The sequence below is a fragment of the Achromobacter sp. ES-001 genome, assembly GCF_019448355.1.
GTDB classification, from domain to species: domain Bacteria; phylum Pseudomonadota; class Gammaproteobacteria; order Burkholderiales; family Burkholderiaceae_B; genus Achromobacter; species Achromobacter spanius_B.
In genome coordinates, this window is record NZ_CP079940.1 from 5,835,124 (window position 1) to 5,857,936 (window position 22,813).

General features: G+C 61.6%; 19 protein-coding genes and 1 pseudogene. 11 read left to right on the plus strand and 9 right to left on the minus strand.

Annotated features, from left to right (window positions below; all coding sequences use genetic code 11):
* The first annotated feature begins 53 nt into the window (after positions 1-53).
* On the plus strand, positions 54-1,088 hold the full coding sequence (locus KYT87_RS26360; RefSeq protein WP_219991241.1) for an XdhC family protein: 1,035 nt from the start codon (positions 54-56) through the stop codon (positions 1,086-1,088).
* On the opposite strand, the gene KYT87_RS26365 is transcribed toward KYT87_RS26360, so the two are convergent.
* Genes KYT87_RS26365 through KYT87_RS26375 form a run of 3 tightly spaced genes read right to left on the minus strand, consistent with a single transcriptional unit; the run spans position 1,018 to position 4,179 of the window.
* On the minus strand, positions 1,018-1,563 hold the full coding sequence (locus tag KYT87_RS26365) for a GAF domain-containing protein (protein ID WP_219991242.1): 546 nt from the start codon (positions 1,561-1,563) through the stop codon (positions 1,018-1,020). The genes KYT87_RS26360 and KYT87_RS26365 overlap by 71 nt on opposite strands.
* Entirely contained in the window at positions 1,563-2,915 is a 1,353-nt protein-coding gene (locus KYT87_RS26370) for an MFS transporter (protein ID WP_046807244.1), read from the minus strand. Before KYT87_RS26370 ends, KYT87_RS26365 begins: the two co-directional genes overlap by 1 nt.
* 34 nt (positions 2,916-2,949) lie before the next feature.
* Complete coding sequence (locus KYT87_RS26375) at positions 2,950-4,179, minus strand: amidohydrolase family protein (RefSeq protein ID WP_046807243.1); 1,230 nt, start codon at positions 4,177-4,179, stop codon at positions 2,950-2,952.
* Between the two features lie 248 nt (positions 4,180-4,427).
* On the opposite strand from KYT87_RS26375, the gene KYT87_RS26380 reads away from it, so the two are divergent.
* Positions 4,428-5,378 (plus strand): LysR substrate-binding domain-containing protein, encoded by a 951-nt coding sequence (locus tag KYT87_RS26380; protein WP_219992789.1) that lies wholly within the window; start codon positions 4,428-4,430, stop codon positions 5,376-5,378.
* 57 nt (positions 5,379-5,435) lie between these two features.
* Here the strand turns inward: KYT87_RS26380 and KYT87_RS26385 are convergent, their stop codons facing one another.
* On the minus strand, positions 5,436-6,572 hold the full coding sequence (locus KYT87_RS26385; RefSeq protein ID WP_046807241.1) for an FUSC family protein: 1,137 nt from the start codon (positions 6,570-6,572) through the stop codon (positions 5,436-5,438).
* Between the two features lie 163 nt (positions 6,573-6,735).
* Between KYT87_RS26385 and KYT87_RS26390 the strand changes: the two genes are divergently transcribed.
* The 6 genes from KYT87_RS26390 to KYT87_RS26415 all read left to right on the plus strand — a co-directional run bounded on the left by KYT87_RS26390 (position 6,736) and on the right by KYT87_RS26415 (position 14,244).
* Positions 6,736-7,752: an amino acid ABC transporter substrate-binding protein gene (locus KYT87_RS26390; RefSeq protein ID WP_219991243.1), complete on the plus strand. Its 1,017-nt coding sequence runs from the start codon at positions 6,736-6,738 to the stop codon at positions 7,750-7,752.
* 284 nt (positions 7,753-8,036) lie between these two features.
* Positions 8,037-10,169 carry an ATP-dependent helicase gene (locus KYT87_RS26395; protein WP_219991244.1) on the plus strand — a complete coding sequence of 711 codons (2,133 nt, stop codon included), beginning with the start codon at positions 8,037-8,039 and terminating at the stop codon, positions 10,167-10,169.
* 179 nt (positions 10,170-10,348) lie between these two features.
* Entirely contained in the window at positions 10,349-11,842 is a 1,494-nt protein-coding gene (locus KYT87_RS26400) for a MotA/TolQ/ExbB proton channel family protein (RefSeq protein WP_219991245.1), read from the plus strand.
* Positions 11,843-11,854: 12 nt separating this feature from the next.
* On the plus strand, positions 11,855-12,565 hold the full coding sequence (locus tag KYT87_RS26405; protein ID WP_219991246.1) for an OmpA family protein: 711 nt from the start codon (positions 11,855-11,857) through the stop codon (positions 12,563-12,565).
* A complete protein-coding gene (locus tag KYT87_RS26410) occupies positions 12,565-13,683 on the plus strand; it encodes an HNH endonuclease (RefSeq protein WP_219991247.1) in 1,119 nt (372 codons plus the stop codon). Before KYT87_RS26405 ends, KYT87_RS26410 begins: the two co-directional genes overlap by 1 nt.
* 279 nt (positions 13,684-13,962) lie before the next feature.
* Positions 13,963-14,244 carry a peptidylprolyl isomerase gene (locus KYT87_RS26415; protein WP_006215953.1) on the plus strand — a complete coding sequence of 94 codons (282 nt, stop codon included), beginning with the start codon at positions 13,963-13,965 and terminating at the stop codon, positions 14,242-14,244.
* 96 nt (positions 14,245-14,340) lie between these two features.
* Here the strand turns inward: KYT87_RS26415 and KYT87_RS26420 are convergent, their stop codons facing one another.
* The 4 genes from KYT87_RS26420 to KYT87_RS26435 form a co-directional block, all read right to left on the minus strand.
* Positions 14,341-15,099: an ATP-binding cassette domain-containing protein gene (locus KYT87_RS26420; protein WP_223264675.1), complete on the minus strand. Its 759-nt coding sequence runs from the start codon at positions 15,097-15,099 to the stop codon at positions 14,341-14,343.
* 13 nt (positions 15,100-15,112) lie between these two features.
* Positions 15,113-16,075: a substrate-binding domain-containing protein gene (locus tag KYT87_RS26425; RefSeq protein ID WP_104141760.1), complete on the minus strand. Its 963-nt coding sequence runs from the start codon at positions 16,073-16,075 to the stop codon at positions 15,113-15,115.
* 18 nt (positions 16,076-16,093) lie between these two features.
* Entirely contained in the window at positions 16,094-17,035 is a 942-nt protein-coding gene (locus KYT87_RS26430; RefSeq protein ID WP_104141759.1) for an ABC transporter permease, read from the minus strand.
* A gap of 145 nt (positions 17,036-17,180) precedes the next feature.
* The gene (locus KYT87_RS26435; protein ID WP_219991248.1) at positions 17,181-18,749 is read right to left on the minus strand and encodes an FGGY-family carbohydrate kinase; all 1,569 of its coding nucleotides are present in this window, start codon (positions 18,747-18,749) and stop codon (positions 17,181-17,183) included.
* A gap of 273 nt (positions 18,750-19,022) precedes the next feature.
* On the opposite strand from KYT87_RS26435, the gene KYT87_RS26440 reads away from it, so the two are divergent.
* On the plus strand, positions 19,023-20,222 hold the full coding sequence (locus KYT87_RS26440; protein WP_046807234.1) for an ABC transporter substrate-binding protein: 1,200 nt from the start codon (positions 19,023-19,025) through the stop codon (positions 20,220-20,222).
* Positions 20,223-20,340: 118 nt separating this feature from the next.
* A pseudogene (locus tag KYT87_RS26445) lies at positions 20,341-20,427 on the plus strand (SDR family NAD(P)-dependent oxidoreductase); the annotation flags it as partial.
* A 126-nt stretch (positions 20,428-20,553) separates the two neighbouring features.
* Here the strand turns inward: KYT87_RS26445 and KYT87_RS26450 are convergent.
* On the minus strand, positions 20,554-22,026 hold the full coding sequence (locus tag KYT87_RS26450; RefSeq protein WP_219991249.1) for a DUF1254 domain-containing protein: 1,473 nt from the start codon (positions 22,024-22,026) through the stop codon (positions 20,554-20,556).
* A gap of 173 nt (positions 22,027-22,199) precedes the next feature.
* Between KYT87_RS26450 and KYT87_RS26455 the strand changes: the two genes are divergently transcribed.
* A complete protein-coding gene (locus tag KYT87_RS26455) occupies positions 22,200-22,793 on the plus strand; it encodes a hypothetical protein (RefSeq protein WP_219991250.1) in 594 nt (197 codons plus the stop codon).
* The last annotated feature ends 20 nt before the right edge of the window (positions 22,794-22,813 follow it).

Genomic DNA, 22,813 nt, shown 5'->3' on the forward strand with positions numbered 1-22,813 from the left:
CCACGCGACAACGCCACACAACAACACATCAACGCCACGCAAGCATCAGCCCCATGACGGACATCAACATCCTGGTATTACGCCAAGCCTTGGCCTGGCAACAAGCCGGCATCCCGGCCTGGCTGTTCACCGTGGTCCGTACGTGGGGGTCGTCGCCCCGGCCCGCCGGGTCGATCATGGCGATGAACGCGCAAGGCGCGGTGGTGGGGTCGGTGTCTGGTGGCTGCATTGAAGACGACTTGGCCGATCGCGTTCGCGCCCTGGGCGATGACGCGCACTTGCCGGTGCTGATGCGCTACGGCGTGCTGGCGGACGATGCACGCCGCTTCGGCATCCCTTGCGGCGGCACGGTGCAATTGTTGATGGAACGCATCGGCGCGCACAGCCTGCTGCCAGAACTGCTGCAAGCCTGCGTGGAGCGGCGCTGCGTCACGCGTACCGTCGATCTGTCATCCGGGCACACGCGATTGCAGGGCGCACAGCCCGACATCGCGCCGCAATTGACTGACGCGACGTTGACGGTGGGCTTTGGTCCCGCCGCGCGCCTCATCGTGATTGGCGCGGGTGACACCAGCCGATATCTCTGCCAGATCGCGCTGACCTTGGGCTTTGAAATCATCGTCTGCGACCCGCGTGAATCGCATCAGGGCGATTGGGCGCAGGACGGCATAACTTTCACGCGCGAGATGCCGGACGACGTCATTCTGCGCGTGCAGCCCGACGCACGAACCGCCGTGGTCGCCTTGACGCATGACCCCAAGCTGGATGACCTGGCGCTGATCGATGCGCTGCAATCCAACGCTTTCTATGTCGGCGCCATCGGCTCGCGCAAGAACAGCGAGCAGCGCCGCGCGCGGCTGCGCGAGTACTTTGATCTGACCGACGCCGACCTGCACAAGCTGCGCGGCCCGGCCGGCGTATTCATCGGCAGCAAGACTCCCGCCGAGATCGCGTTGTCGATCATGGCGGAAGTGGTGGCGGCAAAGAACGGAGTGAGCTTCCTTGCCGCCGCCGCGCTCACACGCTGTCCAGCCCCGATCGATCAACCGCCGCCGCCGCCGCTTGCGCAGCCTGCATTTCCTCAATGAAGACCGGCGCGCACATGCCCGCGATCACCGCCGCCAGATCCCGGTCGGCAAGATCGTAGGCCTTGCGACCGGCCAGCAGGTTCAGCGACCCAATCACCCGGCCCTGGTAGCGCACCGGAATATTGAACGCGGATTGCAGGCCGCGCTCGATCAGCATCGGCGCTTCGGAAAACACCGACCGCACGTCGTCTTCATCGCTGGCCACATACAGCAGGCCTTGCTCCAGCACATGACGCGACCACGGCCCGTTGCCCGTGGCCTTGAAACCGCCCAGCGGGCTGATGCTTTCATCCGACGTGTACAAGCGCTTCATCAGGCGGTGCTCTGGCAGATACAGCAGCGCGGTGAACAGCTGATGCCCGAAGGCCTCTGCCAGCAAGGCCGACACCACTTGCCACTGCGCCGCGCGGTTTTCTGCCTGAGCCAGTGCCCGCGCATGCGCCGCCCACGGCGCCAAGGTTGATGTCTGCGTCATCAGTGAATCGCCTCCAGCACCACGCCACGCGTGTTCTTGCCAAAGAACAGGATGCCCAGCCCGCCCACCAGCAAGATCGCCGTCATCATGGCGAACACGCCGGCAAAGCCCAGTACGGGATACGCCACGCCGACGATGGTGGGCGATGCAATCGAGCCGATGCGCGCAAAGGCCGATGCCGCGCCCATGCCGGTTGCCCGGATCGACGTCGGATAGATCTCGGCGGTGTAGGTGTACTGACCGGCAATCACGCCATTCATGCCGAACGACAGCAACATGCTCAACATGATGATCTGCTGTTCACCACTGGCCAAAGCCAGGCCCAGCGCCGACAGGCACGACAGCAGCATGTACGCCAGAATCGTGTACTTGCGGCCGATCTTGTCGTTGAAATACGCGGCGGAAAAATAGCCGGGAATCTGCGACAGATAGATCAGGATGGTGTACGAAAAGCTCTTGGTGATGGTGAAACCGCGCTCGACCAGCAAGCTGGGAATCCACACCAGGAAGGCGTAGTAGCAGAACAGCACCGTGATCCAGAACACCCACACCAGCACCGTCGTGCCCAGGTAGGTTTTCGAGAACAGGGACGTCAGTTTGTCCATCGCGCTTTGCGGATTTTCGGCGGCGGTGGCGGCGCGGCGCGTCGCAACGGGCGTGGGCAGCGGACGGCCCAGCTTTTGCTGCACTTCGGCTTCGATGGCCGAGCAGATGCGGTCGGCTTCGGCGGTCTGGCCGGTGTGTTCAAGCCAGCGCGGCGATTCGAACAGCGACTTGCGCCACCACAGCAAAAACACTACCGGCACGGAAGCAATCACCATGATCCAGCGCCAACCGTCGTCGCTCATCGGCACGATGAAATAGCCCAGCAATGCCGACAGCACGAAGCCGAACGAGAAGAAACCCGCCAGCGCGCCCGTGAAGCGTCCACGGTATTTGCTGCTGACAAATTCCGCCAGATACGGCGCGATGATGGCGCCTTCCGCGCCCATGCCGATGCCGGCAATCATGCGCAGGATGTAGAACTCGTGATAGTTGCGCGCAAACGCGTTGATGAACGTGGCCACGCAGAACAGCAGCAAGGCCCACATCATGATCTTCTTGCGGCCGTAGCGGTCGCCCAGGATGCCGGAGAACAGCGCGCCCACCAGAAAGCCGACGTACGTGCTGCTGGCGATCCAGCCGATCTGGCCGGTGGATAAGCCCCACTGCGTGCGCAGCGAGGGGATGATGAAGGCAATGATGCCGGCGTCCAGTGCTTCAAACGCAAGCCCCAGGCCGCCGATCATCAGCAACCTGAAATGGAAGCTGGAAAACGGTAGCCGTTCCAGGCGGTCCGATACGGAATACATGGTGAAGATTTCCGGAAGTAAGGGTGAAAGAACGTCAGCAGGCGTTCTTGTGCAGCAAGCCGCGGTTCATGATGAGCTTGATGGAATCGGGCTGCGTCAGCAGGGCGATGTCGTCCAGCGGGTTGCCGTCGACCAGCAACAGGTCGGCATGCGCGCCTTCGCGGACTTCACCCAGCAAGCCTTCCTGGTTCAAGATCTCGGCGCCGATCAACGTCGCTTGCTGGATCACCTTGGCGTTGCCCAGCACGCGCGCGCGCAAGGGCAGTTCGTCGGCTTGCATGTAGTGGGTTTCGCCCAGCAGGTCGCTGCCGTAGCCCATCTTCACGCCGACTTCGTCCAGGATTTCCAGCGCCTTCAGGCCCTGGGTGCGCACGGTGGCGATTTTCTTGACCGAGTCCGCCGGCAGGCCATAGCGCTCGCCGTCGTTGGCCAGGCCTTCGTAGGTGATCAGCGTGGGCACCATATAGGCGCCATGTTCTTTCATCACCTCGGCCGCCTCGCGGTCCACCAGGTTGCCGTGTTCGATGGTGCGCACGCCGCAGCGCACGGCACGCGTGATGGCGCGCGGCGTGTAAGCGTGGGCCATCACATAGGTGTTGGCGTTGCTGGCTTCTTCAACGATGGCGATCAGTTCTGATTCAGAAAACCCCAGGTTCTGGATCGGGTCGTTCGGCGACGCCACACCGCCCGAGGCCATGACCTTGATTTGCGTGGCGCCTTTCAGGATTTCCTCACGCACCGCCAGGCGGCAGTTGTCCACCCCGTCGACCACGCGGCCGATGTTGCCGATCTTGACCGAGCACGGGCACGGGTCCAGTTCGTCGTTGCGCGGCCGGAAGTCGCCATGGCCGCCCGTCTGCGACAGGGCTTTGCCCGAGCAGAACAGGCGCGGGCCATCGACCACGCCGTCCAGCACGGCTTGCGCCAAGGCCCAATCCGCGCCGCCGGCATCGCGCACCGAGGTAAAGCCCCGGTCCAGCATGCCTTGCATGATGGGCAAGGCGCGCAGCAGTGCCAGCGCGTTGGGCAAGGCGGCCACGCGGCCCAGGTTGAACGACGAGGCCACCACGTGCACGTGGCAGTCGATCATGCCCGGCATCAAGGTCATGCCCTTGGCGTCAACCACCTCGGCGTCGGGCGCCGTCAGCGCGTCGGCGCTGATGCGGGAGATCATTCCGTCTTCGATCAATACGTTGGCCGCGTCTTCGAGGACCATCGATCGGGTATTCAAGATCTTGCAATTCTTAACGACAACCGGCTTCATAAATAAATCACGCTATCTGTTCAACATGCAGGAAATTCAGCATGGCGAACTCTACCGGTACAATCCAAACGTCCGATACCGGGTCTCCCCTTAGGCGTTCGACACAAAATAGAACAGCCTTATGAGCTTTACTCATACCCCTCTTTGGGAAGCACTCCCGCGCCAGTTTTGAGCCACATTTCTTATCCGCGATTCATAGCCGGATTGCGCACACCATCATGAGACGTCGCTGCCCCACCCTCTCAGAGTTGAACGCGTTCACCGCGGCGGCGCGTCACTTGTCGTTCTCCAAGGCGGGCAAGGAACTGTTCGTGACGCAAAGCGCGATTAGCCGGCATATCGCCACGCTGGAAAGCTATCTGGGCCACACACTGTTCATTCGCGCCACCAATGGCTTGCAGCTGACCCGCATGGGCGCGACCTACCTGAGCCTGATCCGGCCGGCCCTGCACACGCTGGAAAGCGCCACATCGCAGGTCATGGCCACGCAACAGTCGGCCAAGTCGTTGAACGTATCGGCCGCGCCCACCTTCGCCGCGCAATGGTTGTTTCCCCGCTTGAAGACGTTTCGCGCCTTCAACCCGGATATCTCGGTCAACTTCGTGCGCTACAGCGTGGCGGATTACAAAAGCACCGAACTGGATTTCGATGCATCCATCCAGTATGGCTATGGGGATTGGCACGATGGCGACGCCAAGTACCTGACCGGGCGCGAAACCCGCCTGGTGTGCTCGCCCGATTATCTGGAACAGCACCCCATCAACAGCCTGGAAGACATCAAGCAGTGCACGCTGCTACAGCACATCGAGATTCCGCTGTCGTGGGAATACTGGTTTTCCACGTATATCGGCGATTATGATCGCGCGCGTTTCGGCCCGGGGTTCAATCTGTTTTCAATGATTATCCAGGCGGCCTCATCCGGCTTCGGCGTGGCCTTGATGCCGCATTGCCTGATCGAAAAGGAACTGGCGACGGGGCAGCTGGTGGACGTGTTCGACCGCGCGTTTGAAAGCCCGCTTGGTTATTACCTGTGCGCGCCGAACTGGCGCAGCAATATGGAAAGCTATGACCGCCTGAGCCAGTGGCTGTCGCATGAATGTTTGCATGGCGCGGCCGTAGCGGGCGCGCCGGCGCAAACCCCCCGGCCGGATGCCGATTGCCCCTATTGCGCGGCGGGTCTGGCGCCCACGGGCGGATAACGACAAAAAAAGGGAATATGGGCAAGAGCCGGCATCCGCCCCCCCCTGCCCACGTAATCAACTCACCCGATTCGGCAGCACCGCGCGCATCCACCGGCTTAATTGCGGCCGTATGCGTTGGTTATGCAGCAGCACCGCGCCCAGCACCCCGATGAACGCGCCGATGACCGTATCCACAAACCGCGCTTCAATGACGTCGGCCGGATAGCCCTGGCCTAGATGGGGCGCTTCGGCCAGGAATATGGTCAGCGGCGTAATCAGCGCCACCGCGCTGGCATAGTGGCGGACCACCAGCGTTTCAATACCGAACGACAGCGCCATCATCACCAGGCTAAGCGTCCAGACATTCAACGGCAGGCTTAGCAACGCCCACGCCACGCACAAACCCAGCGCCGTTCCCAATATCCGATGCAGCTGGCGGTTCCAGGCCGCCCACAGGCTTGCGCCCTGGATAATCGCCAGGCAACTGACCGGCACCCAATACGGGCGCGGCAGTTGCAGTAATTCGGCCACCAACAAGGAAATGCCCACGAACAGGCCGATGATGACCGAGTCGTACACCACAAAATCAAAGGTCGGTTTGGGCGGCGCGGCTTCGGGCGGCGGCGGCGCCACGCGCGTCATGTGCAGGGAATACGCAAACGCCACCAGGCAGGCCACCAGGCAACCCAGCGCCACCATGCCAACGCGCATCGGCACATCTTCAATATGGCCAGGCGTATACGCGGCAATCGCGGTGGCCATAATGAAGAACAGGCTGCCCGGCGGCCCCAGCCGATAGCAGCGGCACACCATGTTCACCAGGATGGCAATAACGGTCAGTGCGGCAATCATCGCCGTGGGCCAGAACTGCGTCAGCGCGCCGATGGCGTAGCAGGCGACCATGCCGAACGCGGCCGCCAGCAGCATCATCATGCGTTGGGCAAGTGAAGTATTGGTCAGGCTTAGAAACACCATGCCGCCCAAACTGGACATCAGGCCATAGTCCATGCGGCCAAAATACGCGCCCACCATTAATGGCAAGCCGGAAGACAGCGCGGCGGCCAGCGGCATTTCCCAACGCCGGTCGCTGGTATTGACGCGGATCAGTTCACGCCACGTGCCCTGCACCTGCTGCTTGACGAAACCACGCCCCGGGCGGCGCCGCGCGTGGCCGCTGTCGTCGGCATGTTCGGGTGGATCTTTCTGATTCATTTATCGCCCCTGTGTCGGCCCGGCAAGAATTATCCCCGTAAATTCCGCCCAGTGGATTTAACGGGAATTCCCTGATATTCCCGCCCAGGCGGCGTGGCTACCATTCCGCGCACCTCGGCCCACGGCCGACAGAATACCAATGCGCCCAGCGCGCGGAGACACCATGAAAGCACTCAAACACGTTGCGGCAGGCACCGCCTTATTTCTTTCGTCCTGGGCCGCCACGGCGGGCGTGACTTTCGACAGCGTCAAGAACAAGGGCTTTGTCCAATGCGGCGTCTCGACCGGCGTGGCCGGCTTTTCGGTCAATGACAGCAAGGGCGGCTGGGTCGGCCTGGACGTGGACCTGTGCCGCGCGCTGGCCATCACCATGTTTGGCGACCCCGCCAAATCCAAGATCATGGCCGTCAGCGCCGTGCAGCGTTTTACCGCGCTGCAATCCGGCGAAGTCGACGTCCTGCCGCGCAACACCACGCTATCACTCACGCGTGACACCACGTTGGGGTTGATCGGCGTGGGCGTGAACTACTACGACAGCCAGGGCATCATGGTGAACAAGTCCCTGAACGTGAAAAGCGCCAAGGAACTGGACGGCGCCACCGTGTGCGTGCAACCGGGCACGACCACCGAACTAAACCTGGCGGACTGGTTCCGTTCGCACAACATCGCGTTTAAACCGGTGGTGGTGGAACGCCTGGACGAGATCATCCGCGCCTTCGCGGTGGGCCGCTGCGACGCGTTCACCGGCGACAAGTCGCAACTGGCCGCGGCGCGCAGCAACCTGGAAAACCCCGGCCAATACGACATCCTGCCCGAGAACTTCTCGAAGGAACCGCTGGGCCCCATGGTGCGCCAGGGCGACGAGCAGTGGTTCAACGTCGTGCGCTGGACCATGTTCGCCATGCTGGAAGCCGAGGAATACGGCGTCACGTCCAAGAACGTGGACGAGATGCTGAAAAGCACCAACCCCAACGTGCAACGCCTGCTGGGCGTGACGCCAGGCATGGGCAAGAACCTGGGCGTGGACGACAAGTGGGCTTACAACATCATCAAGCACATCGGCAACTACGGCGAAAGCTTCGAAAAGAACCTGGGCCCCAGCAGCCCGCTGAAACTGTCGCGCGGCCTGAACGCGTCTTACCGTGACGGCGGCCTGATGTACGGGTGGCCGGTGCGCTGAGCGGGTTTCAGGCGGGGGTGGAGCCTCGGCTTGATATGGGCTTGATCGAGGCTCATTCTGGGCTGTAGTCTGGGCTCAACCCGGGCCTGATCCAGGCCGGACTTGGACCGGTTTCCGGGTTCGACCCCACGCTTGACGCCGGGCTTGCTCCCCTTTTTCGGCCTGAACGGCCGGCGGGCGCTTCATGCGCCGGCCGGCCGTTTTCATTGGACAGGGCCGGCTGATGGAATCGTTACACTGGCGTCTGCCCCTGCGACATTCCTGCTCGCGCCTTTTCCGCCTAGATGACCACAAACTCCCCTGCCCCCCAGTTCTTCCCCGCCGGCTTCGTTCCCACTGAAGAACAGAGCCGGATCCAGACCTCGCGGAGCCGGACCAGCCTAGTCATCGCCAACGCGGGCGCCGCCAAGACCACCACGCTGGCCCTGCGCATCGGCGAAGCGCTGACGCGCGGCCTGCCGCCCGAAGACATCCTGGCGCTGACCTTCACCGACGAAGCCCGCCAGGTGCTGCAAACGCGCTTGGTGGACGTGGGCATCGCCTACAACACCGCGCGGCGCGTCAACGTGCTGACCGTTGAAGAGTATGCGCAGCGGGTATTGGCCAAGGTTGAAGACGGCAAGCCCGAGCCCCTGCCGTCCACGCGCGAACAACAAAGCTACGCGCTGTTTGCGCTGGAAAACGTAGCGGCGAATAACCCGCAATACGCCGACCTGCTGGACATCCGCACCCACAACACCGCCGTCAGCCAGTTCCTGGACAACCTGCTGAAGCTCAAAGCCACGATGCGGATCGCGCCGGATGACGGGGCCGATGCGCTGTTCATTGCGGAAAGCGCGGGCGTGACCATCACCGACTATCTTTGGGCCGTTGAATACGAAAAGCAGCGCGTCGACGTGTTCGGCTACGTGGACGCCCGGGGCTTTTTCGACGCCACCTATGACTTGGCGCGCCTGTTGCGATCCGCGTCTGACCCGCGCGACGTGCTGGCCCCCTACAAGCTGGTTCTCGTCGACGAATTGCACGACATCAACGAAGCATCCTTCTGCATCATCGAAGCGCTGTTGAACGTGGACGTCACCTACTTCGTGGGCGTGGGCGACAAAGACCAAGTGATCTATTCCCACCTGGGCGCCGACGAATCTTTCCTGCAAACCCGCATCCGCGCCAGCTTCCCCGATTGCGCGAACTTCCCGCTGACGATGACCTACCGCCACGGTCCGCATCTGGCCTACGCGATGGAAGCTTTCAAGCAAAAGCCGGTGGATTCCAACCTGCCGCTGCGCACCGAGATCCACGAAGCCACCTACGCCGACACGCCGGGCGACTGCGGCGCGCAGGTCGTCAAGGCGATCCTGCAATGGAAGCAGGACCGCAAACCGCTGGACCAATGCTGCGTCCTGCTGCGCGACGCGCATCAATCCATCGAAATCGAGAACGCCTTGATGAACGCCGGCGTGCCCTACCGCACGCTGACGATGAAGAGCTACCTGCTGCGCGAAGAGATCCTGTTCCTGCGCGGCATGCTGGCCATCGCGCTTGATGACTTCCATCACGCAGCCGCACCCTCCACGCGCGAAGCCATCGTGAGCGCGCTGACCACCTTTGCAGAAGTACCGCTGACGCCCAAAGAACTGCAAGAGGCCCAGACGACGCTTGCAAAAGAACCGTCCGCGCTAAAGCACTTCTTTACCGGCCAAATTCAGCGCGTCGGCAGCCCCGCCGCCCGCGCCCGCATCTCGGACGCCGTCGAGCACCTGCGCGAACTATCCACCGACAGCCCCGCTTATCAAGCCCTGGAATCCGTGCGCGACCTGATGGACATGGACAAGGTCGCCAAGCGGCTGTACGTGCATCCCTATGAAGCGTCCGTCGTCACCCGCTCGGTCAACGGCTTCATCGCCTCGGCAAAAATGTCGGGCAAGACCCTACGTGAGTTTTCAGAATGGATCGGCGCGGCCGAAGCGTTTGTTGGCGCACGGCCCGGTAAGAACACGGTGCAGATGGACTGCATCGTGAACGTCAAGGGCAAGGAATTCGAACACGTCATCCTGCCGTTCATGGACGCCGACGCGTTTCCCGACCCGCTGCGCAAAGCGGGGGAGGAAGAGAACTTGTTCTATGTGGCGGCAACACGGACAAAGTCGCGCCTGACCCTGCTGTCGACGGAAGACACTGCGCGGCGCAGTGCGTTCATCGCGCGCATGCAGTTGGCGGGGACGCAGAAGCGCGCGGATACGGCGCTACGCCGAAACATGGCGGCGCCCGTCAAGGCGGTGGGGCATCGCGACTTGAAGGTGGCGTATGCAAACCGGGACGTGGTGAAGGCGCTTGGGGCGCAATGGGACAAGACGCGCAAGGTTTGGTATGTGCCTAGCGGGATGGATCTGGAGGCGTTTCGGGAGTGGTTGGCGTAGCTTGCGCATCGGCAAACGGGCCAATCTACGGTTGCAGAATCGGAAGTCTCCCAGTTGAGGCTTGTGCACTTTACACAAAATACAAAAGGCAAGGCTAGGTAAATAAATTTTTCATGGATAATCCTGGGACCGTATTGCGACCGACGTCGCGACTCCTAACTACAAACCAGAGATTCAACATGGGCGAAAAAATCGAGGCGCTTTTACGTATGTTCACGCCTGGCGTGACCACTGATGTTTTCGTATACGCAACGATCAGCATCTTTCTCGCCGCATGCTTTTTTGCGTGGAGGCGCTCTCACGCGCGATTTCTCGAGCATGCTCCCGGCATCATGACGTCGCTTGGAATTCTGGGAACATTCGTAGGAATAGTGATTGGCCTGCTTAACTTCGACGTTAATGCAATCGACCACAGCATTCGCGAACTGCTAGACGGAATGAAGACTGCCTTCATCACTAGTCTCGTCGGAATGCTCTGTTCGATTTTATTCAAGGCATTCGACACTTGGAAATTTGCCCAAGCTAGAGAAAGTGGAGCCCTTCAGAACGAAGTCACACCCGCCCACATTCTCGCTTCGCTCGACCGCCAAAACGAAGCTCTTAAGGCGGTGAGCCACAGCCTATCAGCGACCGAGGAGGGGTCAGTAGTCGGCCAGTTGAAGCTGGTCCGCACGGATATCAACGATGCCGCAACCCGTCAACTCCAGCGGCGCGAAAATTTTGAAACACAACTCTTTAGCGAGATAAAGAATTTCGCCGAGCTTCTATCAAAATCTGCCACGGAGACGGTAGTCGATGCATTGCGCCAAGTAATACACGATTTCAATAAAAACCTTACAGAGCAATTTGGCGAGAATTTTAAGGCGCTCGATGAATCGGTAAAGAAGCTTGTGGAATGGCAAACCCGATACGCAGTACAGATCGACGAAATGGGCCAACAATTCGAACGAAGCGTGGACACAATTGACTTGACGAAGGCCGCCATCGAACAAATCGGCGAAAACTGTGAGCGCATTCCTGCCGCGATGGGCGAGCTCCGTGAAGTGCTGCAAGTCAACCAGCATCAGATTCAGGAACTGCAACGTCATTTGGATGCCTTTGTGCATATGCGTGACAAAGCAATTGAAGCCGTTCCCGAAATTCAGCGCCAAGTTGAAGGCGTCGCTGAGCAGCTATCCACTGCAGCAGTTGGCATGGGAGTAATTCTGGCAGATCGTTCCGAAGAGTTCTCCAATCACGTTACCCGCTCTAATCAAGTAGTGATCGATATGGCGCACACTGTATCCAGCTCTACCGAGGAGATGACTGAGAACTTAAAAATCTCGCATAAGGAAATGGAGGCCGCTGCTCGTGAGATGGTGCGAAGCCTGGAGGAGGCAAGCAACAATGTTCACCAGCAGGTCAAGATCTGCACCGAGGAAATGGTTGTCGCAATTCAGCGAGACACTGGACGCGCACTTAATGGTGTGGAGAAGCAGATCCAAACTGCAGTCGAAAAAACCGGGGAAGCCGTTAACGCGCAGATGGATCTGATGGACAAGGCCGTCGCCCAGGAGCTGGAACGAATTTTCCAACGCTTCGGCGGTTCGTTAGTGAAAATATCGGACGCCTTCACACGCGACTACGCAGACTTGACAAAAAAACTTGCGGAAATCTCCCGCGCGCTGGTCTGATAGGAGAGAGCAGTGGAGAAGTTTTTCGGCTCCAGGCGTGTCGTCCCAGACGACAGCGAACACTGGATGAGCATCTCTGATCTTATGTCGGGGCTAATGATAGTGTTCCTCTTCGTGTCGATAGCGATGATGCACTTTGTACGCGTTGAGCGTGATCGCATCAAGGAAATCGCTATGGCTTATCGTGAGACGCAAGTAAGCATCTACAACGACCTGCAGGTGGAATTTGCGGCGGACCTTCAAGACTGGGGAGCTGAAATCGACAGGGAAACGTTGGAGGTCAGATTTCTCAACCCCGACGTTTTATTCATCTCCGGGAGGGCCGACCTCCGACGCCCGTTCAAAGACGTACTCAATACATTTTTCCCACGCTATCTGTCTGTAATTTCTAGATATCAAGGAAAAATCGACGAAATACGTATTGAAGGCCACACAAGCAGCGACTGGGCGCCGGGCACACCTGTAGAGACGGCGTATTTTCTCAACATGGCACTCTCGCAATCGCGCACGCGTGAGGTCTTGCAATATGTCCACTCGCTTGCGAGGTCAGACGTGGAACGCGAGTGGATAAGGGGAAAAATTGGGGCAGTCGGCTTCTCATCCGCGCGTCCGGTGCAAGACGCTGACGGAGTGGAAGACCCTCAAAGATCCAGACGGGTTTCTTTCAGAGTCATCTCAGACTCGGCCACCCAAATAAAACGCATCATTAACGATAGGCCGTAATGAAAAAATTGATGCAATTAGACGTTGATTTTTCCGCTCTTGAGCGAATTACGGCAGCTTTCTCTTCTAGCAAGATATTTTCGTTAGAATCACCATCCGACGGATGGCGTCAAATAGCCACTAGACTTAAGCAGGGCATAGAAATCGATCTTGATGACCTTGACGTCGAAGACGGACTTCTCGTCTATAAAGGCCACCAAGTAATTCTCTACATTCGAGACCACGGGTTTCGCATTGGTAGCGCTCTCCAAGACGCTTCAAAGGGAAATCGATTCCACGTCGCCGAATGCGAAACATTGGAGAAAATGCGAACACAAAACCGCTTCGATCGCTATGTAGTCAGCCAGGGGACGTCGGGTTTGTTTCGAATAGCTGGTATCGATCCAGTCACCCGATCTGAGATTTCTGGAGACGCGAAACTTCAAGTTTGCCTACATTGCATGAAGCGACTGAACTATCGCTCATCACTCATCAGCACATCGGAACAACGCCGAGAAATTAGAGATCAATTTTCATTGCTTGAGTTTTTTGAAACCTATAGCACCCGTTTCGCCACTCTGCCATCCGACTTTTCCGGAAAAGAGAACAGCGCTACCTATACGCCAGATTGGCGAGACCTGTCGCAGCGAGTCAGATCTGAGGCTGATTTTCGATGCGATGAATGTTCTGTATCGTTAGTACGCCATCAAGGGCTATTGCATGTGCACCATGTAAATGGCGTTAAAAATGACAATCGGGCCGAAAACCTCCGTCCGCTTTGCAAAGATTGTCATAGAAAGCAGCCGGCACATGGCCACATCTTCATAAATGCCGTAGAGATGGGCACGATCCAGAAGTTGAGACGCGAGCAAGCCTTGATGAAGTCCACGTGGGAGAGCGCTTTAAAGCATGCAGACACCGCCATACGTCCGGTACTTGAAATCGCCCGCCATTGCGGATGGCTTCCCCCGGTGGTAGGTCATGCAGAACGCACAGACGCGGACGACCACATTCAGTTTGACGCCGCGTGGCCGGACAAAATGTTGGGAATTTCGTCGACTATCGCCTCCAAAGATTTACCTACATGGCAAATCGCACGCCCGGGAAAGCTACTCCGCCAACTCGCCGAAGAAATATGAAATTTTCGCTCGTTAAATCGCCTCTCGTTGAGTACAAACCACGCGAGCATGCAGCTGCTGTGCCCCAGGTGAAAACTCGAACCTAGGCTTCAAGCAGGGCACGCCAATTGGTTCCATCGCAAGAACACCTACGCTCCAATTTATAACAATCCGAAATTATCGGGACGACTTGGAAGGGGCTTAGTTTGCAACAGCGGTGTGTTACTTTTCCGTGAGCAGCACTGCCTCGCCGAATGCGTTACTCTCCCCTCCCCAATCTATTCCGCAAGGAGCCTCCACATGGCACAAGCCTCCGCCCGTCACATCCTCGTTTCCACCGAAGCCAAGTGCAACGAACTCAAGACCGCCATTGAAAACGGCGCTGACTTTGCTCAAGTCGCCAAGGAAAACTCCAGCTGCCCGTCGAGCCGTGACGGTGGCAACCTGGGCACGTTTGGCCCAGGCCAGATGGTCAAGGAATTCGATACCGTCGTGTTCAGCGCCCCGGTCGGCGTGGTGCAAGGTCCGGTGAAGACGCAGTTCGGTTATCACCTGGTTGAAGTGACCAGCCGCCAGGACTAAGTCCCGCCGCTGCACGATAAAAAGCCGCCGCCAGGGGAAAACCCGGCGGCGGCTTTTTTTATGCGTCAGGCGCAAATGCGGGCACGCCCGCCAGAATCAATCTTTACCCGTCATCACCCGATGCGCCAGGGCGTCGGCGTCCAGGCCGGCGATGTCGCGTTCGATCACCTTGATGCCGCCTTTCAGGATGGCGACGCGGTCTGCCAGGGCGACGACGTCGGCCATGTTGTGGCTGATCAGGATCACCGTGCGCCCTTCTTCGCGCAGCTTGCGCACCAGGTTCAGGACCAAGGCGGTTTCCTTGACGCCCAGGGCGGCGGTGGGCTCGTCCATGATGACGACGCGCGCGTCCCAGCGCAGGGCGCGGGCGATGGCGACGGCCTGGCGTTGGCCGCCCGACATGCGTTCAACGGGGCGGTCCATGTCGTCGATGGGCACCGACAGGCGCTGGAGATAGCCGCGCGCCTGCTCGGCCATGCGGCGCTTGTCCAGCACGCGCAGCGGGCCGACGCGGCGGACCAGCTCGGCCCCCATGAAGACGTTTTCCCAGATGGACAGGCGCGGCGCCAGGGCCAGGTCCTGGTAGATGGTGGCGATGCCCTGGACCAACGCATCGTGCGGCGAGCGGAAGGCGACGGCGCGGCCGTTCAGGCTGAGTTCGCCGCCCGTGGGTTCCTGCGCACCCGAGATGATGCGGATCAGCGTGGATTTGCCCGCGCCGTTGTCGCCGCAAATGGCCATGACCTTGCCTTCGGGCACATCCAGGTCCACGCCTTTCAGGGCCTCGACCGCGCCGTACGATTTGCGGATCTGGCGTAGCGACAAGGCGGCGGTGATGGGAGTCACTGGCGTCATGCTCCTACCCCATTCACTTCGCCCCCGGCTGCAAGAACTTCTGCACGTTGGACGCATCGACCAACACCGAATCCATGAACAGGTATGGCCCGGAGGCCACCGTTTCCTTGGGCTCTTTCTTGACCACGATGCGGTCGATGGATTCGATGGCGCTGGTGCCCAGCTGTTCGAACGGAATCATCATCGTGGCGGTGATCAGGCTGTTGGGGTCGGCGATGCGGCGATAGGTTTCGGGCCCGCCGTCCACCGACACCAGCGTGATGTCGCCCTTCTTCATGCCTTGCGATTGCAGCAGGTCGTCGATGACGTAGGCTTGCCCGTCAAACGATGCCCACACGCCCTTGAACTGACCTTGATGGCGCAGGAACAGCGCCTGCATGCCGTTGCGCACATCGTCGCGCCAGCTTTGCGTGCGGGCCATGCTGAACTTGGCCAGATCCTTGACGGCGGTGTTCTCCGTCAGCACCGCGTCCAGCATCTTGCCGCGAATGCGCGTGCCCGAGTTGCCATCAAAGCGCGCCGACAAAATGTTGCCCTGATAGCCCATCTTGCCCAGCAGGTACAAGACCGACTGCGCGCCCGTGGCGTATTCGTTGACTTCCACGTCGAACAGCATGTGCGGGCTGGCGCCGGACATCACGCCCACCACCGGAATGCCTTTCTCTTTGGCGGCCTGCAACTGCGCGTCGGTTTCCACCGGCTTGCCCATCGCCACGACGATGGCATCGACCTTCTTGTTGACCAGCGTGTCCAGCTGTTCGGCCAGCTTGGGCAACGAGCCCTCGGCGTTCAGTTGCGTGACCGTCCAGCCCTTGGCGCGCGCGGCCTGGGCGGCGGCATTGGCCACGCGGGCGTGCGTCTCGGACGACATCTGAAACGCGACGATGCCGACGTCAAAGGCGTGGGCGGCGCTGGCGGCCAACGCTTGCGCGGCGAAGGCGCCCGCCAGCAACGTGCGCTTGATCAATGTCTTCATGATGGTTTCCCCTTCGGATCAGAATTTGAAAGCCGCTTTCTTCAGCACGGCCGATGACACCGCGACGGATGCAATCATGATGAATCCCAGCACGATGTCCTGCACGTAGTACGGCGCGCCCATCAGCACCAGGCCGTTGCCCAGCACCTTCAGGATCAACGCGGCCACCAGCGTGCCGCCGATGTTGGCGTGGCCGGGGTTGAACATCGTCATGCCCAGCAGCACGGCGGCGATGGCATACAGGAAGTAGTCGCCGGCCATGTTGGGCGCGGCGGACGACAGGCTGGATGTCAGCAGCACGGCGGCGACGCCGGCGCACAGGCCGGACAACGCCAGCCCGATGCTTTTCATGGCGCGGATGTTGATGCCGGCCAGGCGCGCGGATTCGCCGGCCTCGCCCGTGGCCGTCATGCGTGCGCCGGTGCGCGTCCACTTGATGAGGAAATACGCGACCAGCACGATGCCCAACATCCACAGCACCAGCGCCGGGATGCCGAAGGGCTTGGCGCGAGCCAGGTCGGTAAAGGCAGTGGGCCAGCGGCCTACGTACGACACGCCGTCGGTCAGCATGAAGGCGAAGCCGCGCGCCATGGCGGCCATGCCCAGCGTGGCGATCAGCGATGGCACGCGCAACCGCGTCACCGCGATGCCGTTGGCCAGGCCGCACAGCAGGCCGACGCCCAGGCCCGCCGCAATCGCGACGATCACCGGTTGCCCGGTATGGACCAGCGCACCGGTGACGACGGCGGCCAGGCTGGCGACGTCGGCCACCGACAAGTCCAGTTCTGCCGTCACCAGCGCCAGCGTGAAGCCGATGGCGATGATGGCCAGGAAGCTGGTTTCCTTGGCAATGTTCAACAGGTTGTTAGGCGCCGCGAAATTAGGGGCGGCGATTGCGAAGAAGCCCACCAGGACCAATCCCGCGATTGCCGTGCCGTACTTTTCCAGGATGCCGCGCATCGACTCAACCCTTGCTGCGTTGGTATTTGTTGTAGTGCAAGGGTTATCCACCGCCTGCCGGGCGTACGCGCCCTGATCGCGTAGCAGTTTATACCCGGGCCGCCCTGCGCAGGGCGGCTTTGCGGCGTCGTCGCACTTAGGGTTTTTACGGCAGGCGCAGTGAGGCCAAGGCGTGCGAGACCGGCGTCAAGGCGGCTTCGGCAGCGCGAAATTGCGCATACAACCGGTGATAGGCGTTGCGTCGGGTGGCGTCGGGATCGTAGCGGTGCGCGGGGCGTGCCAGGGTGGCCTGGGCTTGCGCGAAGCTGCCGTAGCGGCCAAGCGCGGCCCAGGCGGCAGCCGCCGCGCCGATGACGCCCGGCTGGTCCGCCTGCCCCACCACGACGGGGCGTTCGCAGATATCGGCCTTGACCTGGCACCAGTGCGGGTTGGACGCCGCGCCGCCACCGAAGCGGATTTCTGCAACCGGCTTACCCAGTGCGGCTTCGGCGCGTTGCAACACCGTGCGGTTCAAGAAGGCCACGCCTTCCAGCACCGCCCATGCCAGGTCGCCGGGGCCGTGCCGGCGGTTCAGGCCGATGAAGGCGCCGCGCAATTGGGGGTCCCAGTAAGGCACGCGCTCGCCTTGAAGGTAGGGCAGGAACAGTGCGGGCTGCGGGTCGCGCGGCGCGTTAAGCAAGGCGTTCGTGGCGTGGCTGACGGCGGACATGTCGCCGGCCCGCGAGTCGCCAAACCGGGCCACCCCGCCCAGCAAGGGCAACAGCCAGGCGATGGTGTCGGCGCCGTTCTGGCCCGGTCCGCCGATCTGGTGGTTGCCGTTGCCCCAGTTCACCGTCATCAGCCCCTCGGCCAGCACCGGCTCGGCGCCGACCGCGCCAAAGACTTCGGTAGTGCCCGAGATGTTGTAAGCGTAGCCGGGCCGCAACGCCCCCAACCCGGCCACGGCGGCCCAGGTGTCGTTCGAGCAGGCGACCACGCCGCGGCCGGCCAGACGGGCCAGCGAACCCGGCAGGCCGGGTTGTACCGGGCCGACGATGGCAAGGGGGTCGAGCAAAGGCGGCACCCAGCCGGGATCGGCGCCGACGGCAGTCAGCAGGTCGGGGGCCGGGCCTTGCGGCCGCGCCGCCGCCGCCAGTCTGGCCATGGACACGGTGTCGCTGGCGGCATGGCCGGTCAGGCGGAAGTTCAGGTAGTCCTTCGGTTCCAGCACGACACGCACGCGTGCGGCATGTTGCGGTTCGACGCGCAGCAGCCAGGCCACGCGCGCCCACGGGTGAAACGCGTTGATCTGCGGGGCCTCGGGGTGGTCGGCGGGCATCGCGGCCAGCCATTGCGCCACGTCCCCCGCCGTGCGCGTGTCGCGCCATGTGATGGCGGGACGCACGGGCGCGCCCAGGGCATCCACGAATACCTGCGTGCGGGTGACGCCGCAGATCGCGAGGGCGGCGATGGCGTCAAAGTCGGCGCCCGCCTGCCGCGCCAGGGTGTCGGACAGCACTTGCAGCCCGCGCCACCACTCGTCGGCATCGATCTCGTCCCAGCTGGCTTGGATGCCGGTGGCCGCCGGGCTGTCGATGGCGCAGGCGTGGGCGATGCCTCCCGCCTCATCCACCAGCGCGGCCCGGAAGCGGGTGCCGCCCAGGTCCACGGCAAGAACGTAGCGCGGGCCGGCAGGGCCGGAAGATTGGGGGTCGGTCGGTGGGCGGCGGGACATAGCGGCAGATTGTATTTCAGGGGGGTCGCGCCTGACCGCGTGGATGACATCAAGATCACGCTGCGCCGCAGCACCGGAAACCGTATCAGTTGATAATTTCTGTTCACGTGACAAGGCCGGATCCGTGCGACAGAATGGGCCGCACCCGGAGGAGACAGCCGGGGCCACGATAAAACATTACACGTCCAAGTCCCATGAAAAAATTCAGGAACAACGTCGCGTTCTGACGACGGCATGGCATCCAAACCAAAACCCCAAGGCGGGAGACAAATCATGAAAAAAACCTTGAACGCGGCGGTAGCGTCGGCACTGCTGGCCTTTGGCGGCGCGGCCGTGGCCGATGACGGCGTGATCCGCATCGGCTTCATCACCGATATGTCGGGCCTGTCGGCCGATGCCGACGGCCCGGGCGGGGCCGAAGCCATCAAGATGGCGGTGGCGGACATGGGCGGCGAAGTGGCCGGCAAGAAGATCGAAGTGCTGGTTGCCGACCATCAAAACCGGGCCGACATTGCGTCGTCTCGCGCGCGCGAATGGCTGGATCAGAAAGGCGTGGACATGCTGATCGCGGGCGCCAATTCCGCCGCCGCGCTGGCCATGGCAAAGGTGGCCGAAGAAAAGAAGACGCCGTTTTTCGTGGTCAGCGCGGGCGCCTCGGAACTGACCAATGCGCAATGCACGCCGTACACGGTGCACTACGTTTACGACACGGTGTCGCTGTCGCGCGGCACGGCGCGCGCGATGCTTAAAGAAGGCAACAAGGACTGGTACTTCCTGACGGTGGACCACGCCTTTGGCCACGCGCTGGAGCGCGATGCGTCGGCCGTGGTGCAGGCAAACGGCGGCCAGGTAAAGGGCCGTGTGCGCCATCCGCTGAACACATCGGATTTCTCTTCCTACATCTTGCAGGCGCAGGCGTCGGGCGCCACGGTGCTGGGCCTGGCCAACTCGGCCGCCGACACCAGCAACGCCGTGAAGGCCGCCGCCGAATTCGGCCTGACGCCGAAGATGAAAATTGCCGGCCTGCTGGTGCTGATCACTGACATCCACGCGCTGGGCCTGGCCGCCGGGCAAGACATGTACCTGACCACCGCCTGGTACTGGGACCAGGACGACGCATCCCGCAAATGGGCCGCGCGCTTTGAAGAGCGCATGAAGAAGAAGCCGTCGATGCTGCAAGCGGGCGATTACTCGGTCACCACCACCTACTTGAACGCGGTGAAAGCCACCGGCACGACGGACGGCGAAGCCATCATGAAGTGGGTCAAGAGCAACCCGGTAAACGATTTCTTTGTGAAGAACGCGACGGTGCGCGCTGACGGCCTGCTGGTGCACGACATGTATTTGATGCAGGTGAAAAAGCCGGCCGAATCGAAGGGGCCTTGGGACTATTACAAGCTGGTCGCGAAGATTCCGGGTGATGAGATCTATACCTCGCCGAAGGAATCCAAGTGCCGCTTGATGACGCAATGATCCGATGACGCAATGACGCAGTGACGCAACGACGCATACGGGCAAACCCATAACGCCTTCCAGGGAACCCGCATGACCCCGCAAGACTTGACCGCCCTGCCCGTGGATCTGAGCGGTGCCTTTGCGCACGCCCTATGCCGCGTCCAAATGGGGCGTGGTCGGGTTGACGCGATCGCTGGCGGTGGAGTTGGGCAGTTACGGCATCTGCGCCGGCGTGGCCGATCGCCGGCTGCGTCAGGCTCATGACCTGCGCGGCCTGGCGCGTCGAGCCGTCATGACAACCGTGTAGAAGATGCGCAGATCGTGGATGTTGAAGTTGCGCTTCATGCCGCTAGCGCGCCACGCGTTCGATTTCCGGTGTGACCCACTTGCCGTCCAACAGCGCCGGCTTGGGCCAGTAATAGCGCATCGTCACCATGAACGGGCCGTCCGGCGCCGGCAGCCAATTTGATTCGCGGCCCTTGCCTGGGGACTGCGCCTGGATGTGAATGGTGACCCCGCCATCCGCGTCTTTTTTCAGCGACGGCAGCATGGAGGAATTGATCAGGTAGCGGCCCAGCGGATTGGGCGCCAGCAATTGCTCGGGCAGGCGATACAGGGTCATGGACCAGAATGCGTTGACGGGCGGCAGGCTGCGCGGCGCGAAGCGCATGGTGTAGGCGTACCTGCCGTCCAGCTCTTGCCCACGGCTGTCTTTTTCAAGCACGGGGTACAGCGCTTCTTCGCGGCTATTGGCGCCGATGCCGATCTGCGTGCCGGTAGCGCGCGACAGGTAATCGTTCTTGAGCTTGGCGCGATCGCCAAACAGCGTATCGGTCTTGCCGGCCAGCGCCGCGCGGTTCTTGTCGATGTCGTTCTGCGCGGTGTGCATGCCCTCTTGCAGGGCGCGGCGCAGGCGCGGGTCCAGCTTGTCGACCGGGTACGGCTGACCCGGCTTGATGCCGATGCTTGCCAGGCGTTCGCGCAACCATTTTTCGGTGGGGTGCGTGGGGGCAAACTGAAGCAGGAAGGCCAGCTGGTGATAGAACTCAAGCGAGGTGCGCATCTCGTGCGGCGGCACGGGAGCAATCCAGTCGATCGGGGCCGGCGCGGGCGGCGGCGCGGTGCGCGTGTACGCGGACAGCGGCTGCACCTTGTAGCGCGCCTGGATGCGCTTGACGTTGTCCAGGTCGGCCGGATTGAACAGCTGCGTGCGCCCCACCAGGTTGACCAGTTCGGTTTCCGACTTGATGACCCGCGTGATGCCCTTGGGCGTCTTGCCCTGCCAGCGCGGCCCCGCCACCAGGAAGTGACCGCCGCCGTTGCCGGTTTCGCGGCTGCCGATATAGGCGAAGTTATACGTGTACAGGTCCATCAATTGCAGGACGAAGTACCGCCGCTTTTCCATGGGCGGCACGCTGATGACCACGGGTTCGGCGCGCAGGTCCAGCATCGCGAAGGAATACGGCGTATCGGAATTCGGCGTGACGAACGCGGTGTCGTCGGGCGTGAAGACGCGCGCGATGTTGATGATGGTGTTGGGCGGCCCCTTGTACTGGGGGTTGGTCTTGTCCAGGTTGAAGGCGTACAGGGTCTGGTAGCTGGCGACCATGGGTGTGCCGTACAGATACGCTTCGCTGGCGATGCTGCGCGCCTGCTGCGCGGTGACGCCGTGAATGCCGACGGACTGCGAACCCGTTGCCTCGTCCGGAGACGTGAAGCTGCACCCGGCTACGCCAGCGGCCAGCATCAAGATGGCAAGTCCGCCCAAAACGGGGTGCCGGGCCGGAGACGTCAGGCCGGTGCTACTCTGGCGATCACGCATACATTTGCTCCAACACATTCTGATGTTGGCAACGCCCTGTTGGCGGCAGCGTCGCGGGCAAGGACTGCAATTCCCGGGGGATTCTGGCATATTTCCCGTCAATCAAGAAGGCTCGGCCAACCGCGGCCACAGCGCGGTCAGCCCCCTCCCACACCGCAACAACCATCCCTTGCATGCCCACCACCCCGACACACCCCGACGCCCCCTTGACCATTGACGCCAACGTGCGCGCATCGTCGTACTTCGTTCTGCGGGCAACGCACGCCTGCCGCCACTGCCGGCACGCCACCCCGGTTTACGCGCTGGCGTTGCCGGCGGGGCACGAAAGCACAGAGGCCGAGACCGAGTTGGACGACGATGGCGAGAGCCGGGGCCTGGACCCGGGCGTGTTTCACGATTGGCTGTTCAGCCCGCCAACCTGGCAACGCGTACCCGGCCCGGCGCTGATCTCGCAAGTGGGAATATTGGCGGCGGACGTGGCGGCGCACTTGCGCCAGGCGGCCCCGGCGCTACGCCCGGACCCGGACGGCCAGGGTCAATGGACCAATTTTTGCGAGCATTGCGGCCACGCGATATGGGAGGGCGATTTGTACCCAACCGTGGGCCAGGCCTTTTGCCCGAAGGAAGATGCCGCTGCCACACAGGTCTTGGTACAGACCGTGCACGCGCCCTTCGTGGCTTACGCGTCGATGATCTGGTCGGACGGCTATCGCAACAAATGGCCGCTGTTCAAGCGGCTGGGCGTAGCGTGCGGCGAGGCGGATTGAATCAGCGTCGGGCCACGCAG

Bases quoted from the DNA above. Each gene is read 5' to 3' on its own strand.
- KYT87_RS26390 (WP_219991243.1), top strand. From the start codon at position 6,736: ATGAAAGCACTCAAACACGTTGCGGCAGGCACCGCCTTATTTCTTTCG.
- KYT87_RS26385 (WP_046807241.1), bottom strand. From the start codon at position 6,572: ATGAATCAGAAAGATCCACCCGAACATGCCGACGACAGCGGCCACGCG.
- KYT87_RS26400 (WP_219991245.1), top strand. From the start codon at position 10,349: ATGGGCGAAAAAATCGAGGCGCTTTTACGTATGTTCACGCCTGGCGTG.
- KYT87_RS26375 (WP_046807243.1), bottom strand. From the start codon at position 4,179: ATGAAGCCGGTTGTCGTTAAGAATTGCAAGATCTTGAATACCCGATCG.
- KYT87_RS26395 (WP_219991244.1), top strand. From the start codon at position 8,037: ATGACCACAAACTCCCCTGCCCCCCAGTTCTTCCCCGCCGGCTTCGTT.
- KYT87_RS26430 (WP_104141759.1), bottom strand. From the start codon at position 17,035: ATGCGCGGCATCCTGGAAAAGTACGGCACGGCAATCGCGGGATTGGTC.
- KYT87_RS26440 (WP_046807234.1), top strand. From the start codon at position 19,023: ATGAAAAAAACCTTGAACGCGGCGGTAGCGTCGGCACTGCTGGCCTTT.
- KYT87_RS26365 (WP_219991242.1), bottom strand. From the start codon at position 1,563: ATGACGCAGACATCAACCTTGGCGCCGTGGGCGGCGCATGCGCGGGCA.
- KYT87_RS26420 (WP_223264675.1), bottom strand. From the start codon at position 15,099: ATGACGCCAGTGACTCCCATCACCGCCGCCTTGTCGCTACGCCAGATC.
- KYT87_RS26455 (WP_219991250.1), top strand. From the start codon at position 22,200: ATGCCCACCACCCCGACACACCCCGACGCCCCCTTGACCATTGACGCC.
- KYT87_RS26410 (WP_219991247.1), top strand. From the start codon at position 12,565: ATGAAAAAATTGATGCAATTAGACGTTGATTTTTCCGCTCTTGAGCGA.
- KYT87_RS26415 (WP_006215953.1), top strand. From the start codon at position 13,963: ATGGCACAAGCCTCCGCCCGTCACATCCTCGTTTCCACCGAAGCCAAG.
- KYT87_RS26450 (WP_219991249.1), bottom strand. From the start codon at position 22,026: ATGCGTGATCGCCAGAGTAGCACCGGCCTGACGTCTCCGGCCCGGCAC.
- KYT87_RS26425 (WP_104141760.1), bottom strand. From the start codon at position 16,075: ATGAAGACATTGATCAAGCGCACGTTGCTGGCGGGCGCCTTCGCCGCG.
- KYT87_RS26435 (WP_219991248.1), bottom strand. From the start codon at position 18,749: ATGTCCCGCCGCCCACCGACCGACCCCCAATCTTCCGGCCCTGCCGGC.
- KYT87_RS26370 (WP_046807244.1), bottom strand. From the start codon at position 2,915: ATGTATTCCGTATCGGACCGCCTGGAACGGCTACCGTTTTCCAGCTTC.
- KYT87_RS26360 (WP_219991241.1), top strand. From the start codon at position 54: ATGACGGACATCAACATCCTGGTATTACGCCAAGCCTTGGCCTGGCAA.